Here is a 14,809-nt window from a genome sequence, read left to right as displayed (position 1 = left end):
TTATTATTTGTAATGAAAAAGGACTTCATACTATTTTATACATATAAAAATTCACACACTATTCTTATATGTATATCCCTAATAACACCATCTCTCTCTAAAAAAGCTCCCATTTTTTCATTGATTTTTTTCAAAATATATTATATATTAATTACAGGTTCAAATTACAAGTTCAAAAGAACTTGTAATCAGAACCTTTTGTTTAATGGGTTTTACATATTTTCATTAGGCAAATTCCGAGAAATCGTATGATAAAACTAAAAATGATGAGGAGAGGATCAGATGGAATTCGAATTTTTCTTTCAAATTGCACTTATTTTATTAAGTACAAAGCTTGCTGGTGATCTTAGTGTTAGATTAGGTCAACCTTCTGTACTAGGTAAATTAATTGTCGGTATCGTTATCGGTCCAGCTTTATTAGGTTGGATTGAAAATTCAGAGCTTCTAACTCAATTAAGTAATGTCGGGGTTATTCTTCTAATGTTTATGGCTGGACTTGAAACAGACTTAGAAGAATTAAACGCCAATCGTAATTCTTCTTTAGCAGTTGCACTCGGAGGTATTATTCTTCCATTCATAGGTGGTTACGTTTCTGGCCTTGTTATGGGAATGGAACAAGGAAACGCTGTATTCTTAGGATTACTTTTATGTGCGACAAGTGTTAGTATTTCCGTACAAACACTTCGTGATTTAGGTAAAATGAAAACACGTGAAAGTACGACGATGCTTGGAGCCGCTGTATTTGATGACATTCTTGTTGTTATTTTATTAGCATTCGCAATGAGCTTCTTAGGCACTGATGATGTTAACTTAACAATGATTATCTTGAAGAAAGTAGTATTCTTCGCTTCTATTATTTTAATCGGATGGAAAGGTGTTCCAGCAATTATGCGTTGGTTATCACCACTGCGCGTATCTGAGTCTATCGTGAGCGCAGCTCTTATCATCTGTTTCTCATTCGCATATTTTGGCGAACTATTAGGAATTGCTGGTATTATCGGTGCTTTCGCTGCTGGTATTGCAATTTCTCAAACAAACTACAAACATGAAGTAGAAAAGAAAGTAGAACCAATTGCTTACGCTATGTTCGTTCCAGTATTCTTCGTTAGTATCGGTATGAATATTACATTTGACGGTATTGGCAATCAAATTTGGTTCATCTTAGCATTAACAGTAATCGCTGTATTAACGAAACTAATTGGTTGTGGTGTTGGTGCACGCATGACTGGATTTGATGCTAAGTCTTCTGCAATTATCGGTTCTGGTATGGTTTCTCGTGGTGAAGTTGCACTTATCATTGCAGGAACAGGACTTTCTTCAGGTCTATTGGCACAAGATTACTTTACAGCAATCGTTATTGTCGTTATTTTAACTACAATGATTACACCACCAATGTTAAAATACACGTTTGGTGCAAAAGATAAAGCAATGAAAGCAAGTAAATAAGTTTACTATAATAAAAGGAGATTGCTATTTTATAAGATAGCAATCTCCTTTTTCATTTTATCTTTAAACAATTCCATTCGTTTTTAACCATTTTTCAAAAATAGTTCGTGCTTCTTCATCATTGATATCATTACTAAATGAATACACCTTAATACCATAATCATCTATATATTCACCCAGTTTCATTTCCTCCACTTTCTTATAAAAATCGTCCACCTCATAGTGCGGAATATAAGCATCCCAAACTGGTTCATGTATTCTTTTGTACGCTGTCACTTCTAAATCATATCCATCTTCATAATATCCGATGTGATAATGTTGATTAGGATCATATTTCTTCATAATAATTCCCCTCCCTTTGAAAAATTTATCATATTTCACATAATAAACAAAAGCGAGCTGTATATTACAGCTCGCTCGATTCATTAAATACGTTCCATCGCCGTCTTCAACGTTCCAACAACAAAGGCAATTTCTTCACTTGAAATAATAAGCGGCGGTGCTAATGTTAAGACGTTATTATATCCTGCTGTCGTCATACCGTTTCGTCCTATAATAAGCCCTTTTTCTTTACAAGCATTTACGACACTTGCGATTTTGTCGTTATCAATTGGCTCTTTCGTCTCTTTATCATTTACTAATTCAATTCCAACTAATAGACCTTTTCCTCTAATATCCCCAACAAGCGGATGTTCCCCAATTTCATCTTTTAGTTGCTCTAATAAAAGGGAACCCATTTGTGCAGATCGCTCAATTAAATTTTCATTTTTCATAATCTCTAAATTTTTAAGTGCTAATGCACAAGCTGCTGGATTTCCACCAAATGTATTAATATGGCGGAAAAATTCATATTCTCCTTTACCTTTAAAAGCCTCATATATTTCTTTTTTCACAGCTGTTGCAGATAATGGTAAATATGCGCTCGTAATGCCTTTTGCCATTGTAATAATATCTGGCTTCACATCATAATTCATAAATCCGAATGCTTTTCCTGTACGACCGAAGCCGCAAATCACTTCATCACTTATAAGCAAGGCACCGTGTTTTTGACATGTCTCATGAACAGCTTTCATATAGTCTTGTGGTGGCATTAATATGCCCCCGCCTGTAATAATAGGTTCCATAATAAACGCAGCAATTGTTTCACTTAATTCCCACGTCATAACACGATCGACTTCTTTCACACATTCTACATCATAGATATGCTGCCCTTCAATTTCAGGCATACGGTAACAATCCGGTGGTGTTACGTGTAAAAAGCCTGAAGCAAACGGCTCATATTGATATCTACGCTGCGCTTGTCCCGTCGCTGCCATTGTCGCCATTGTATTCCCGTGATACCCACGATAACGTGACATAAATTTATAACGATGTGGTTCACCTTTTTGCGCATAGTATTGCCTTGCTATTTTAAAAGCTGTTTCGTTCGCTTCTGAACCACTATTTGAGAAGAAAATAACATACTCTCCCCCAAGCCACTCATTTAACTTTTCAGCAAGCTTTATAGCTGGTTCATGAGATTGTGACATTGGAAAGTATGATAATGTTTGTAATTGCTTATAAGCCGCTTCTGCGAGCTCCGTTCTTCCATATCCACTATTCACACACCAAAGACCACTCATACCATCTAAATATCTTTTTCCTTGTATATCTTCAACCCAGCACCCTTCAGCTTTTGCCCCTACCATTGTACTATTTGGACTAAAGGGACGCATTCCGTGCCAAACATATTGCTCATCTTTTGCTAATAATTCATCAGTTTGCTTCGTTTTCATCATTACTTCCACCTTCCATAACAACTTATTTTTCACAAAAGCTGCGCTGGTGCCATGATGACTTAAATTTCTCCCTGCTATTTTCATTCCACAAAATTAAGACAAATCCTACTTACAAATCAGTAATATTTACAAGAAAATGACAAAAGAAAAAAGAGCTTTTCTTATCTATCGAAAAGCTCCTCTTTTATTTAATGTGAAGACGCATCACTAATACCGTGACCAGTATTAGATTTCACAAGAATTTCATCAAATTTCGCTGCATCTTCTTTCTTACTAGATAAAACAGTTCCTAAATATGCTGCAAGAAATCCGAGCGGAATTGAAATAATTCCTGGTGTCGTATATGGGAATATCGCTTCCCCAACAAAAATAGCTTTTCCAGCTACAGGGTTCCAAACATTCGGACTCAACGCTACGAGAACAATTGCTGATACGAGCCCTACAATCATACCGGAAATAGCACCCGTTGTATTAAAACGCTTCCAATATATTGTAAATAAAATCACTGGTAGATTTGCACTCGCTGCAACTGCAAATGCTAATGATACTAAAAATGCTACGTTTAATGTTTGGGCAAATAATGCAAGTATGATAGATAATATCGCTACCCCAATAGATGCATAACGAGCCATAGATACTTGCTCTTTTTCCGTTGATTTCCCTTTGCGAATAATCTCATTATAAAAATCATGAGCGAATGCTGATGCTGCCGTTAATACGAGACCTGCCACTACAGCCAAAATTGTTGCAAAAGCAATTGCTGATACGAAAGCAAATAAGAAGTCTCCACCTAACGCTTTGGCTAATAAAGGTGCTGCCATATTACCCGCTGGGTTCGCTTTAATAATCGCTTCATTTCCTACAAACGCTGCCGCACCAAATCCTAAGAAAATCGTCATAATATAAAATGCACCAATTAACCATGTCGCATATACGACAGATTGACGTGCAGTTTTTGCATCACGTACTGTAAAAAAGCGGACAAGTATATGTGGTAATCCAGCTGTACCAAGTACTAGTCCTAAATTTAAAGAAAGTGTATCAAGGCCATCCTTATACTTTACACCTGGATTTAAAAATGAATCTTTTAATGGTGTAGCTGTTTTCATTTGGGCAAACATTTCAGTCACGCTGAAGTTGAATTTTGCGAAAACGATAACAGAAATAATAAACGTACCGGCCATAAGTAATACAGCCTTTACAATTTGTACCCAGCTCGTTGCTGTCATACCACCAAAAATAACATACACCGTCATAAGTGTTCCAACGATTAATACAGATGTCGTATATTCAATCCCTAATAATAATTTAATAAGTGCACCCGCGCCAACTAATTGTGCAATCATATAAAAGATAGAAATCGTCATCGTATTAAGAGCTGCAACTCCGCGAACTTTTTTCGCGTCAAAGCGTGCTGCAATCATATCCGCCAAAGTGTACTTTCCTAAATTTCTAAGCGGTTCTGCAACAAGATATAGTACAACTAAATAAGCAACTAAAAAACCGATACTATAAAAGAATCCATCAAACCCAGTTAATGCGATTGCTCCAGCTATACCGAGAAATGAAGCAGCAGACATGTAATCTCCAGCAATGGCCAGACCATTTTGCCAACCAGTTAATCCCCCTCCAGCCGTATAAAATTCACTCGCATTTTTCGTTTTTTTCGATGCAAAATAGGTTATGACGAGCGTACCAAGAACAATAATTAAAAATAGTGCAAATGCAGTAGTATTCAAGTTCAGCCCCTCCCTTTTTGCATATCTTGCAAAATTTTTCGGGAGATTTCATCAAATGATTCTGCTTTTTTGCTATAAATCATACATAGTGCCCATGTCATAATAAATTGGGAAAAAGCAAATACCCACGCCCATGTAACGTCTCCAAATGCAGGTGTATTAAGCACCTTTGAATACGATGTTAGAATAGGTAATGCGATAAAAAAACTAAAAAAGAAAATACTCATTGGAATGATAAACTTCTTTTTCGTATTTAATAACAATTGAAATTCTTCCGACTGAACGACCTCTGTATAATTCACCTCATTTTGCAACTTACGTGCTGACGTATCGTCTCGTTTCATTAACCGATCCCCTCTCTTACTTAAAATACACTTCCCCCTTGCATACCTAAAGACTAAATTTTATAAATATTCAGAAACTTATATTCATTTTAGACAATCCATGCATTCATGCAAAGATTTTTTGATAGACATTTTTCGGCAATTTCCCCTAAATTTTTAATATACTTTTTCAAAATAAAGTGACACCTTACTTATTTATCCTCATTAAGACAAAAGCAGTGCTTACCGCACTACTTTTGTCTTTTTTTCCTTTTCTAAATTACGAGCCGTTTCGCTTAACTCAACATCTTTTCCGTCTTTAAGTGTTCCAAATATAAAATCGAATACTGGATTTGAAACACCAAACCAAAACTTTTCGTTTTTATAATGGTGTAATATATGTTGTTTTTTTAGCCATCTTCCAAACTTAGTGACGGGACGAATCGGTCTATGAGCAATATAATGTTTCCATTCGTAAACGAGCAGCATGATAATCATTCCGATTCCAAATGAAAGTGCAATAGTAACACTTTTTGTAATACCATATGCTATAAGTAAATATATAGTAAAACTAGGTATACTAAACCATACAGGTAAAAACAAAAGTTTTAAATCATCTGGATATACGTGGTGATCATAATGCAATCTTCTTAACATTTTTAATAGAAATGTGTTTTTAGGTGGCTTTATATGGAATAAAAAACGATGTGTCATATATTCATTAAGTGTATAGAAAACAATCCCAAACATACATGCTAACATGCCAAACCACGTAAAAAATTGCATTTTTAAAATAATAATGAAAATAAATAGAATGCTATACATAATAACAATATCATGTTGTAAAAAGAACTCTTTCCCCACTTTCTTCATCTTGTTTCCCCCTTTTCCAAAAAAACAGCCGCAACATATCGTTACGACTATTTCTTTTCTATTCTTATTCTATTCACTTTACAAATTTGCCTGCTGTTCTATTGCCGAGAAAAAATTGTTTGATCCAAATATATTTTGCTTCGGAATAATATGTTCCACTGCAAACACTGTTACTTCTCCTCTTTGCACTTCTCCAATAATGAGCCCAAATATTTCATGATTTACTGCAAACGTCGGTTGCTTTGTTTGTAACAATCTTGCAGCATTATGAAATACCGCTTCATATAGTGGATTTCTATCAGTAATTTCTTTTCGGATTTTTGGCGCTAACGTAATTATAATTTCTTTTCCGTCAATAGTGGTTCGATACATAAAAATCTCCCCTTCAATCTTATGTGAACAACTGTAAAGCTTTGTATGCAAAATGTATAGAGTAACCTACTAAAATAATACCTGCTCCGGCTGTTATGTAGCCAAGCGCTTTTGGTTTTAATAAAGTTCTTCCAAAATGTACAGAAAAAGCAATATTTAAATTCCATAAAATAATACCAACAATAATGCAAAGACTGTACAAAAAAGCTTCTTGTTTCGTTACCTTCGTAAGTAATGAGCTAAGTGTACTTCCGTATATACCAAACCAAAAAACAAGATTTAATGGATTGGATATCGCAATTAAAAATCCTGCCATAAACGATTGCTTAAGGCCACCTACCTCTTCTTTTTTATATTCCATATTCGATTCGAAAATTCCTTGTTTTACACTTTGAAATCCTAAATAAAATAACAAGAAAAAACCCGTGCAATACATGAAGGCTTGTACATATGTATACATAAACACAGAAGATAAACCGAAATAAATGAGAAGCATAAATAAAACATCTGCAGTCATTCCACCAATTCCAACAACCCAAGCGTGCCAAAACCCACGTTCAATTCCTCGTTTTAACATTTCAATATTAATCGGCCCTACTGGCGCAGCTAATGATATACCTAATACGATTTGCTGTATAATTGCTCCAATCATCGCTCTATCCTTTCTACTCTCTTTACTACTAGTTAATGATGTAATTTTAAAAAATAGACTAGCTTTCATAATAAAATACCCTTTTTTATCCAAAATATACAAAAGAGCCATCTAGATGATGGCTCTTACTTTTCTATCCTATGAATAAAAGGACATTTCCCTTTTATTGGCTCTACATCGTCTCCTATGAAATATTGTTTCCATTCACGATGCTCTGGGTCACCATAATGACTAATGTTAGGATGTTTCGGCAATTGATCCCACTTTTCAACTCGCTCACGGACCATTTGTCTTGAATATGTTCCTTTAGGACGATCTCCCTCTAATCCATCAAAAATAGTGCGTGGCTGAAACCCAATAACGAGAGAATTCCCTAAATGTCTAGTTTTTCGTTGTTTATAAGCTGGCGCATTTCCAAATGCGAATATTGGCTCACCACCAAATGAAAATTCCCATAAATAATGGTCTGGGTCTTCAGGAATTTGCTTTGGCCATGCTTGATTATCGTTTTCATGTAAATACTGTAACACTTTCCAAAAAGAATCACGGTAATATTCGAGTGATCGTTCTTCACATTCCGGTTCTACAAAAAGGAAAAAGCCCCTTCTTACAATCGGTCTCTCTTTCATTAAGTCTAAAAAAGATAACATTGTATGCGGCAAATGACTCCAATCATTATGAGAAAGAAATGAATAACGAAGTTCATTCTTTTTCAAAGCTGTTAAACCGAAATAACATGGAAAAGTTGGTTCTAACACAACATTTGAAAAAATCTCAAATTCTTTTGCAACCCAATCCGGTATGTCGGTTCTCGTTCTCATTCCTTCATTATCTAATAAGTAAGACTTATTCATTCTTTCACCTCATTATGTATAGCATTCAATTAAGAATATTACGTACAAGGCCTGTCCTATACCTATTTAAAAATTTGACTGGAAAATTATTTAAAAATACAAAAAAATAAAATCGCTTACTTGACTAAATTCTCCCAATTCGTGTATATTTAAATTAATCATTTAGCAGAATATTCAAGAATATAGCATTTTTAGTTTATATTATTTTTTTAATGAATTTCACTAAATGAAAATAGTAAACGCTTTTAGGAGGAATTGTAACATGCAAGGAAAAGTAAAATGGTTTAACAACGAAAAAGGTTTTGGATTTATCGAAATGGAAGGCGCTGACGATGTATTCGTACATTTCTCTGCTATTCAAGGAGACGGCTACAAAGCTTTAGAAGAAGGTCAAGAAGTATCTTTCGACATTACTGAAGGTAACCGCGGACCTCAAGCTGCTAACGTAGTAAAACTTTAATCCAACATATAACAGGAGGTTGCCTTACTTGGTAACCTCCTTTGTTATTCCTTTGTATATTTCCGTTTTACAGAGCAAAAACTATGTGAAATGCGCACTATACAAAGGAGGAATTATTAATGGGATCAGAAGTAAATGATTTTGAAGAAGTGAAATTCCGTGTAGAAACAGCACAAAAAATGGTAGGATCAGCAACAATTTCAATGGATCCAGATACATTAGAGCATGCTACTACTGCTGTAGAAGCAGCTCGCTCTCAGCTTGAAATTATGAAATCTGTTGCAACTGATTTAGATGAGCCATTTTTAATGAATGAGGAAAAGAAATTAAATAAATGTGAGCATCAACTAAACGAAGCAAGACACTAAAAAACATCCAGAGAATTTTCTCTGGATGTTTTTTCATGACAACCGTTCTCCATACTTTTTCAATGTTTCTCCAACTGTACATTGCCGTATACAAAATGAATGGGCATAATATTTACTATTTGTCTTTCGATTATGTTCTCGCAAGAAACATCCTTCACAATACGTTTCTAATAAGTCATTTACCTCTGTAATGAGTTGCTTTTTATCCACCTTTGCACCTCTCTATTCAGTTATTTCTTTATGACTATCAATAACTGTCCCTTCCAATGCTTGCGTAGCTAATTGATGTGCTTCTTTATTTTGTTTTCTAGATATTGGTTCACATATAAGTTTTAATTTCATTTGCTTCGCCTTTTGTTCAATTTGATCTAAATAATGGTTTAAATGCTCATCATAACAAGGCCATTCTCCGGCTAATTGCTGCAGTACAACTTGAGAATCACCGTGAAGTGTAACTGCTTCATACTTAATCCCTAATTCCTCGAGTATATTCATACCGTATAGTAACGATGCATATTCCGCTTCATTATTATCATATATACCTTCTATATATGCATTGCGGCGAATCCGGTAGTTTGTATTTCCTTTTTTATAATACACACATATACCAACGCCAGCTTCTTTCGTTTGCACATCATACCCCCCATCAAAATAAACGAGTATTTCTTGGGGCTCTTCCTCTACTTGCTTACTTAACTTTTTCATCTCTTTTAATGACCATTCCGCGTCCATTTCATCATAAAATGAAAATTCTTTTACTCTTCCTGTTTTCTCAAAATCCTCTGCAAATTGAAGTACTTCTTCTATGTTCATATACTCTGTCGTTAATTCCGTCTGCAATCCGCGCTTTGTTTTATACAACCAATGAATTTTATATTTCATACTTCATTCCCCTTATGTAAGACTTCTTATTTATCCGGCTAATTGAAGCCTCACTTTATTTTATTATATTTTATCAAGAGTCAAAGAATTATATTCAATATAATCACATACAAAAAGAGCCATCCTATATAAGGAATGGCTCTTTCATCTATTACATAAATCTTTCAAATTGTACTCGCTTATTAATCCAGTACATTACAGGCATACCGATCGCCATTACTACGAATTCACCTGCTGCACATGTTAACCAAGTCCACATAAATGGTAGATCAAATGCAAGATGAAGTTCAATTGCAATCATAAACATTGTAATCGTAAAGATAACTGTATTAAAAATCATACGAGCCCAAACACCTTTAATAAATCGCATAGAAATAATCGTTGCAACTAATGCAAGAATAGATTGACCTACTCCAAATACTAAATCATAAGCGATCATAGGTGAGAAAAAGAGATTCGTTAAAAATACACCTAATACAATTCCGTAAATTGCTTTCTTGTTAAATACAACGAGATGATTAAACATCTCTGAAATACGAAACTGTACATTCGTAAAGCCAAATGGCTGAATAAGCATAGAAACAGCAATATATAATGCCGCTAAAATACCATTACCGACTAATGTTCTAATATTCATGACAAAATCTCCTTAGTTTTTTTACGTGGGATGGTTTCGAACCACGTTATTCGTTTTTAAGCAACAAGATTATATTTTACGTGGTAGCCCCTCTTTCGTCAATAGATTCCTATCGTGAACTACCTTTTTTCTTTTAGACAACGTATAATGAAACATATGAAAGATTTAGGAGGTTTCACTTCATGACAGCAACAATTCAAAATGAAAAAGTGATCGTTTCCATTTCTGACAAAGGTGCAGAATTACAGAGCGTTCGCTTAAAAGAAGACAACATAGAATATTTATGGCAAGGTGATTCTGCTTATTGGGGACGCCGTGCACCAATTTTGTTCCCAATTGTCGGTCGATTAGTAGATAATACATACTACGTAGACGGTAAACCATATTCATTAACACAACACGGTTTCGCTCGTGATCTTACTTTTTCTGTGAAAGAACAAAGCGAAACAAAGATCACTTATATCGTTACTAGTAATGAAGAAACATTAAAAAAATACCCATACGAATTCGAATTACTCGTTTCTTATGAGCTAGATGGACAAAGTGTTCATGTAACATATGAAGTAAACAATCCTACTTCTAAAGAAATGTTCTTCTCAATCGGAGCACATCCTGGATTCAACTTCCCTTTATTGGACGGTGAATCATTTACAGATTATCACTTATCGTTTAATGGTTCGGAACGCTTAGAAACAAGCGTATTAGAAGGACCTTATCTTTCAAACAAAAAGCAATTAATCGCTGAAAATACGACTGAATTGCCACTTACATACGATTTATTCAAAAATGATGCACTTATTTTTGAACATATGAATACGAATGAAATTTCGATTCGTTCTCATAAACATAATAAATTTGTAAAAGTAGAATTTGATGGATTTCCATTTGTCGGCGTATGGACACCAGGGGATAACGCACCTTTCTTATGTATTGAACCTTGGTATGGAATCGCTGATGAAGTAAATCCAGCAAAAGATTTCAAGGACAAAAAGGGAATTCAATCTTTACAAGCGAATGAAACATTTACATGTCGTTACAGCATCACAATCGGATAACTACTCTATCCCCTACTTCAAAAAAATATTTAAGTAGGGGATAATCTTATAATTTGGAGGTTTCTCATTTTGATTGAAGTATATATTGATGGTGCATCAAAAGGAAATCCTGGTCCTTCTGGTGCAGGAGTGTTTATTAAAGGCGTTCAGCCGCCTGTACAATTATCAGTACCACTTGGAACAATGTCCAATCATGAAGCAGAGTACCGCGCTTTACTTCTAGCATTAAAATATTGCATTGAGCATAATTATAGCACTGTCTCTTTTCGTACAGATTCGCAGCTTGTTGAGCGGGCTGTTGAAAAGGAATACGCAAAAAATAAAATATTTGCACCTCTTTTAGATGAAGCACTACAGTACATAAAAAACTTCGATCTCTTTTTTATTAAGTGGATTCCAAGTAGTCAAAATAAAGTAGCTGATGAATTAGCTAGAAAAGCTATCTTACAAAATTAACGGGGGTATGAGTGTGAAAAAAGAGTGGATTGCTCCTCTTGCTTTATTATTTGTCTCTTTTATTTGGGGAGCTACGTTTGTTGTCGTTCAAAACGCTATGTCTTTCGTTGGTCCATTTACGTTTAATGGTATTCGCTTTTTATTCGCTGGAATTATTTTATTATTCGTTCAAATTATTTTTTCACAGAAAACTTCAAAACAAGAATTAAAACATAGTAGTTTAGCTGGATTAATGGTTGGGTTCTTCTTATTTGTCGGCTATTTATTACAAACATTTGGCTTACTTTATACAACTTCTTCAAAAGCAGGTTTCTTAACTGGGCTAAGCATTGTTATGGTCCCAATCTTATCCTTTATCTTTTTAAAACAAAAAGCCACCATTTTCATCGTACTTGGCATTGCTGTAGCTACAACAGGTTTGTACTTATTAACAGCTGCTGATTCTTTCCAATTAAATATAGGAGATATACTTGTTCTCGGTTGTGCAGTCGCTTTCGCTGCCCATATTCTTATTAACGGCTTCTTTTCTAAAAAAATATCACCTTTATTATTAAGCACATCTCAAGTATTAGCTGTTGGTATATTTTCTTCTATTTGCGCTTTCTTGTTTGAAGATTGGAAAAAGTTATTTTCAGTATCACTATGGACGAATCAATCCTTTTTATTCGCACTCTTTCTAACTGCCCTGTTTGCAACATCTATTGCTTTTTTCATTCAAACATCGGCACAAAAACACACTTCTCCAACGAGAGTAGCAATTATTTTTGCAATGGAGCCCGTTTTTGCTGCATTAACAGGCGTTCTCGTTGCAAATGAACAACTTTCTATTTCTGCTATTATCGGATGTCTATGTATTTTTCTAGGCATGATTTTTGTTGAATTACCTTCCAAAACAAAAAAAGAAGCGCAGGCTGCGTGAAGTTACGCTTGTAACTTCCGCATAAAAGCCTTAGCGCTTTTTTTATCTGTAATTTCTTCCTCTTTCAATCGTTCTAATAACGCAACGAAATAACTACCATCAAACTGCAATTGATGTTTAATTGTCGCTTCTATTGCTGCGTTCACAATCCCATCAGACGCACCAGTATATCCTTGTCCAAACATAATAAACCCTTGTGCTTCCTCTGATAATTTAAATCCTTTCGTATGTAAGAATGAAAGATAATCTTCTACTGTTTGCATGTTATTCCCACCTACTCAAAAATTCTCCATCTCCTATCATACATGTTTTTACACGCTATGAGAATGAAATTTCTTTGACAACTTTGTAAATCAATCTTCTACTTCTCTTACAATAGAGGATTTCCTAACAATCTGAAGGAATATGTACAGTGGAACTTATTTCATATTAAAGGGGAGACACGATGAAACAAGCACTATTAATTATCGACGCTCAACAAGAATTAATTGATGGAAATGAGCAAGAAAATGAAGTTTTTCGTAAAACCGAGCTATTATCTACACTAAATATAGCCCTGCAGAAAGCAATAGATTCAAATGCTCTTATTGTTTTTGTAAGAGATATCGATGTTGCTTCAGGTAGTGGCGAAGGATTTGAAGTACATAATCAAATTCAAGTACCCCAGTCTGCAATCTTTATTAATAAAGCAGCAACCAATTCATTCTACGGTACTTCTTTACTTGAACTTTTAAAAGAAGAAAACATTAATCATATTGTTATAGGCGGATGTAAAACAGAACATTGCATTGACACTGCCGTTAGGACAGCAACTGTACAAGGATTTGACGTTACATTAATTAAAAACGGTCATTCAACAACTGATTCTAACGTATTGTCTGCAGAACAAATTATTGGTCATCACAATAAAACTTTACACGGTCATTATAACGTTGATCATTTTTCTATGGTGCGAGATATCGAGGAAGACCTCTTTCAGCCAACTCATGACCAATATCGTGATTAAATTGGCTCAAAAAAGAATCCTTCATTTAAAAGGATTCTTTTTTATCCAAAAATTTGCGCTGCAATACTATATAGTTCACTATTTCTTTTTAATAACCGATTACTATTTTTCATCATAATTGGTGGTATATTCACTTTTTTAAAACCAGCAATCTCTAATTCTTTCATGAAATCGTTCTTTCCTTCTAGTACATCAATTCTTAATTTACCATTATGCCCTCTTGCTAAATCATGTACTATTCTCATTGCCATCTCATCATTTTTAGCAACAACCGGCCCTATTATCTTATTTTCTGGTGTTTGTATGCTTAAACCGTAACCTAATACATTTTGTTCCTTGTCCCTTACAACGATACACTGTTCACTTTGCATAATTCTTTTCTTTAAAAACTCTTTTCTATTTGTTCCAAACGCATATTCATCTATTTTTATTATTTTTTCTAAATCACCCTCTTCATAATTCATCACATAATCTTCATTTCTTACACAATAATCTTTCGCATTGTATGAGTTACATATGTATTTAGAAACATAACTTACTGCCCTAAATCCTAACTTTTCATATAAAGGTTTCCCTTCATCCGTAGCAATCAGCATAATTGGAGTATGAGCTGATACGCTTTTAACGCACGCTTCCGTTATTATCTTTCCAATCCCTCTCCCCTTATAATCTGGATGTACAATCACCATTCCGATAGACGCTAATTTCTCCCCATATAATATTATTGCCGCGCTAGCAATTAGTTCCTCTCTCTCATTCCAAACACCGTATACAATCCCTGCGTTAAAAATAGTCTCAATTTCTTCTCTGTTATAATCCCACCCAATATAAGAAGATAATGATACAATATTCCCTGTTTTTGCTTCCCTAAGACGCTCCACTCTAATTTCCAATTCAATCATACTCCATCCCCTTATCTAGACATTTAAATCATTATTATCAAATCAACTTGTACATGTTTCCATTTATTTATCACACACATATCCTAT

The 14,809-nt window shown here is 34.5% G+C and carries 20 protein-coding genes and 1 riboswitch; of the genes, 7 read left to right on the top strand and 13 right to left on the bottom strand.

Annotation, left to right across the window (positions count from 1 at the left end; genetic code table 11):
• Positions 1-282 precede the first annotated feature (282 nt).
• Positions 283-1,446 (top strand): cation:proton antiporter, encoded by a 1,164-nt coding sequence (locus NST27_RS08100; protein ID WP_000393877.1) that lies wholly within the window; start codon positions 283-285, stop codon positions 1,444-1,446.
• A 63-nt stretch (positions 1,447-1,509) separates the two neighbouring features.
• Here the strand turns inward: NST27_RS08100 and NST27_RS08095 are convergent, their stop codons facing one another.
• The 8 genes from NST27_RS08095 to NST27_RS08060 form a co-directional block, all read right to left on the bottom strand.
• Positions 1,510-1,872 carry a DUF3986 family protein gene (locus tag NST27_RS08095; RefSeq protein ID WP_165852336.1) on the bottom strand — a complete coding sequence of 121 codons (363 nt, stop codon included), beginning with the start codon at positions 1,870-1,872 and terminating at the stop codon, positions 1,510-1,512.
• A complete protein-coding gene (locus NST27_RS08090; RefSeq protein ID WP_000850984.1) occupies positions 1,872-3,221 on the bottom strand; it encodes an aspartate aminotransferase family protein in 1,350 nt (449 codons plus the stop codon). Before NST27_RS08090 ends, NST27_RS08095 begins: the two co-directional genes overlap by 1 nt.
• Before the next feature lie 191 nt (positions 3,222-3,412).
• Positions 3,413-4,963 carry a solute symporter family protein gene (locus tag NST27_RS08085; protein WP_001098235.1) on the bottom strand — a complete coding sequence of 517 codons (1,551 nt, stop codon included), beginning with the start codon at positions 4,961-4,963 and terminating at the stop codon, positions 3,413-3,415.
• A gap of 2 nt (positions 4,964-4,965) precedes the next feature.
• Positions 4,966-5,307: a DUF485 domain-containing protein gene (locus NST27_RS08080; RefSeq protein WP_000817366.1), complete on the bottom strand. Its 342-nt coding sequence runs from the start codon at positions 5,305-5,307 to the stop codon at positions 4,966-4,968.
• A gap of 222 nt (positions 5,308-5,529) precedes the next feature.
• Complete coding sequence (locus NST27_RS08075) at positions 5,530-6,159, bottom strand: sterol desaturase family protein (protein ID WP_000755396.1); 630 nt, start codon at positions 6,157-6,159, stop codon at positions 5,530-5,532.
• A gap of 78 nt (positions 6,160-6,237) precedes the next feature.
• Positions 6,238-6,531 (bottom strand): hypothetical protein, encoded by a 294-nt coding sequence (locus NST27_RS08070; RefSeq protein WP_000286362.1) that lies wholly within the window; start codon positions 6,529-6,531, stop codon positions 6,238-6,240.
• 19 nt (positions 6,532-6,550) lie between these two features.
• Positions 6,551-7,294, bottom strand: coding sequence for a LysE family transporter (locus NST27_RS08065; RefSeq protein WP_001196839.1), 744 nt, complete (start codon positions 7,292-7,294; stop codon positions 6,551-6,553).
• Between the two features lie 14 nt (positions 7,295-7,308).
• Positions 7,309-8,037: a YqcI/YcgG family protein gene (locus tag NST27_RS08060; RefSeq protein ID WP_001043763.1), complete on the bottom strand. Its 729-nt coding sequence runs from the start codon at positions 8,035-8,037 to the stop codon at positions 7,309-7,311.
• Between the two features lie 262 nt (positions 8,038-8,299).
• Between NST27_RS08060 and cspB the strand changes: the two genes are divergently transcribed.
• Entirely contained in the window at positions 8,300-8,497 is a 198-nt protein-coding gene (gene cspB / locus NST27_RS08055) for a cold shock-like protein CspB (RefSeq protein ID WP_001161731.1), read from the top strand.
• 119 nt (positions 8,498-8,616) lie between these two features.
• On the top strand, positions 8,617-8,865 hold the full coding sequence (locus NST27_RS08050; RefSeq protein WP_000534392.1) for a DUF2564 family protein: 249 nt from the start codon (positions 8,617-8,619) through the stop codon (positions 8,863-8,865).
• Positions 8,866-8,898: 33 nt separating this feature from the next.
• Here NST27_RS08050 and NST27_RS08045 read toward each other — a convergent pair whose 3' ends face one another.
• The 3 genes from NST27_RS08045 to NST27_RS08035 all read right to left on the bottom strand — a co-directional run bounded on the left by NST27_RS08045 (position 8,899) and on the right by NST27_RS08035 (position 10,384).
• Positions 8,899-9,075 (bottom strand): zinc-finger domain-containing protein, encoded by a 177-nt coding sequence (locus tag NST27_RS08045; protein ID WP_001987028.1) that lies wholly within the window; start codon positions 9,073-9,075, stop codon positions 8,899-8,901.
• A gap of 12 nt (positions 9,076-9,087) precedes the next feature.
• On the bottom strand, positions 9,088-9,747 hold the full coding sequence (locus NST27_RS08040; RefSeq protein WP_000875551.1) for a ribonuclease H family protein: 660 nt from the start codon (positions 9,745-9,747) through the stop codon (positions 9,088-9,090).
• Positions 9,748-9,898: 151 nt separating this feature from the next.
• A complete protein-coding gene (locus NST27_RS08035; RefSeq protein ID WP_001026471.1) occupies positions 9,899-10,384 on the bottom strand; it encodes a QueT transporter family protein in 486 nt (161 codons plus the stop codon).
• A gap of 6 nt (positions 10,385-10,390) precedes the next feature.
• Positions 10,391-10,435, bottom strand: a riboswitch (PreQ1 riboswitch).
• Between the two features lie 131 nt (positions 10,436-10,566).
• Between NST27_RS08035 and NST27_RS08030 the strand changes: the two genes are divergently transcribed.
• The 3 genes from NST27_RS08030 (at position 10,567) to NST27_RS08020 (ending at position 12,814) form a co-directional block, all read left to right on the top strand.
• Entirely contained in the window at positions 10,567-11,439 is an 873-nt protein-coding gene (locus NST27_RS08030) for an aldose 1-epimerase family protein (RefSeq protein WP_000127390.1), read from the top strand.
• A gap of 69 nt (positions 11,440-11,508) precedes the next feature.
• Positions 11,509-11,895, top strand: coding sequence for a reverse transcriptase-like protein (locus NST27_RS08025; protein WP_000573880.1), 387 nt, complete (start codon positions 11,509-11,511; stop codon positions 11,893-11,895).
• Positions 11,896-11,908: 13 nt separating this feature from the next.
• Entirely contained in the window at positions 11,909-12,814 is a 906-nt protein-coding gene (locus NST27_RS08020; RefSeq protein WP_000712611.1) for a DMT family transporter, read from the top strand.
• Between the two features lie 2 nt (positions 12,815-12,816).
• On the opposite strand, the gene NST27_RS08015 is transcribed toward NST27_RS08020, so the two are convergent.
• On the bottom strand, positions 12,817-13,077 hold the full coding sequence (locus NST27_RS08015) for a DUF6123 family protein (protein ID WP_001195212.1): 261 nt from the start codon (positions 13,075-13,077) through the stop codon (positions 12,817-12,819).
• Positions 13,078-13,259: 182 nt separating this feature from the next.
• On the opposite strand from NST27_RS08015, the gene NST27_RS08010 reads away from it, so the two are divergent.
• The gene (locus NST27_RS08010; RefSeq protein ID WP_000806320.1) at positions 13,260-13,820 is read left to right on the top strand and encodes a cysteine hydrolase family protein; all 561 of its coding nucleotides are present in this window, start codon (positions 13,260-13,262) and stop codon (positions 13,818-13,820) included.
• A gap of 41 nt (positions 13,821-13,861) precedes the next feature.
• Here the strand turns inward: NST27_RS08010 and NST27_RS08005 are convergent, their stop codons facing one another.
• On the bottom strand, positions 13,862-14,722 hold the full coding sequence (locus tag NST27_RS08005; protein WP_000571011.1) for a GNAT family N-acetyltransferase: 861 nt from the start codon (positions 14,720-14,722) through the stop codon (positions 13,862-13,864).
• Between the last annotated feature and the right edge of the window lie 87 nt (positions 14,723-14,809).

Origin of the sequence: Bacillus sp. FSL W8-0770 (assembly GCF_038008705.1) — a bacterium.
GTDB classification, from domain to species: Bacteria; Bacillota; Bacilli; order Bacillales; family Bacillaceae_G; genus Bacillus_A; species Bacillus_A cereus.
This window is presented reverse-complemented; position numbering and strand designations above follow the sequence as displayed.

Coding starts and splice junctions, on each gene's coding strand:
- NST27_RS08005 (WP_000571011.1), bottom strand. CDS start 14,722: ATGATTGAATTGGAAATTAGAGTGGAGCGTCTTAGGGAAGCAAAAACA.
- NST27_RS08050 (WP_000534392.1), top strand. CDS start 8,617: ATGGGATCAGAAGTAAATGATTTTGAAGAAGTGAAATTCCGTGTAGAA.
- NST27_RS08070 (WP_000286362.1), bottom strand. CDS start 6,531: ATGTATCGAACCACTATTGACGGAAAAGAAATTATAATTACGTTAGCG.
- NST27_RS08035 (WP_001026471.1), bottom strand. CDS start 10,384: ATGAATATTAGAACATTAGTCGGTAATGGTATTTTAGCGGCATTATAT.
- NST27_RS08060 (WP_001043763.1), bottom strand. CDS start 8,037: ATGAATAAGTCTTACTTATTAGATAATGAAGGAATGAGAACGAGAACC.
- NST27_RS08030 (WP_000127390.1), top strand. CDS start 10,567: ATGACAGCAACAATTCAAAATGAAAAAGTGATCGTTTCCATTTCTGAC.
- NST27_RS08015 (WP_001195212.1), bottom strand. CDS start 13,077: ATGCAAACAGTAGAAGATTATCTTTCATTCTTACATACGAAAGGATTT.
- NST27_RS08075 (WP_000755396.1), bottom strand. CDS start 6,159: ATGAAGAAAGTGGGGAAAGAGTTCTTTTTACAACATGATATTGTTATT.
- NST27_RS08040 (WP_000875551.1), bottom strand. CDS start 9,747: ATGAAATATAAAATTCATTGGTTGTATAAAACAAAGCGCGGATTGCAG.
- NST27_RS08100 (WP_000393877.1), top strand. CDS start 283: ATGGAATTCGAATTTTTCTTTCAAATTGCACTTATTTTATTAAGTACA.
- cspB (WP_001161731.1), top strand. CDS start 8,300: ATGCAAGGAAAAGTAAAATGGTTTAACAACGAAAAAGGTTTTGGATTT.
- NST27_RS08065 (WP_001196839.1), bottom strand. CDS start 7,294: ATGGCTCTTTTGTATATTTTGGATAAAAAAGGGTATTTTATTATGAAA.
- NST27_RS08010 (WP_000806320.1), top strand. CDS start 13,260: ATGAAACAAGCACTATTAATTATCGACGCTCAACAAGAATTAATTGAT.
- NST27_RS08090 (WP_000850984.1), bottom strand. CDS start 3,221: ATGAAAACGAAGCAAACTGATGAATTATTAGCAAAAGATGAGCAATAT.
- NST27_RS08080 (WP_000817366.1), bottom strand. CDS start 5,307: ATGAAACGAGACGATACGTCAGCACGTAAGTTGCAAAATGAGGTGAAT.
- NST27_RS08095 (WP_165852336.1), bottom strand. CDS start 1,872: ATGAATCGAGCGAGCTGTAATATACAGCTCGCTTTTGTTTATTATGTG.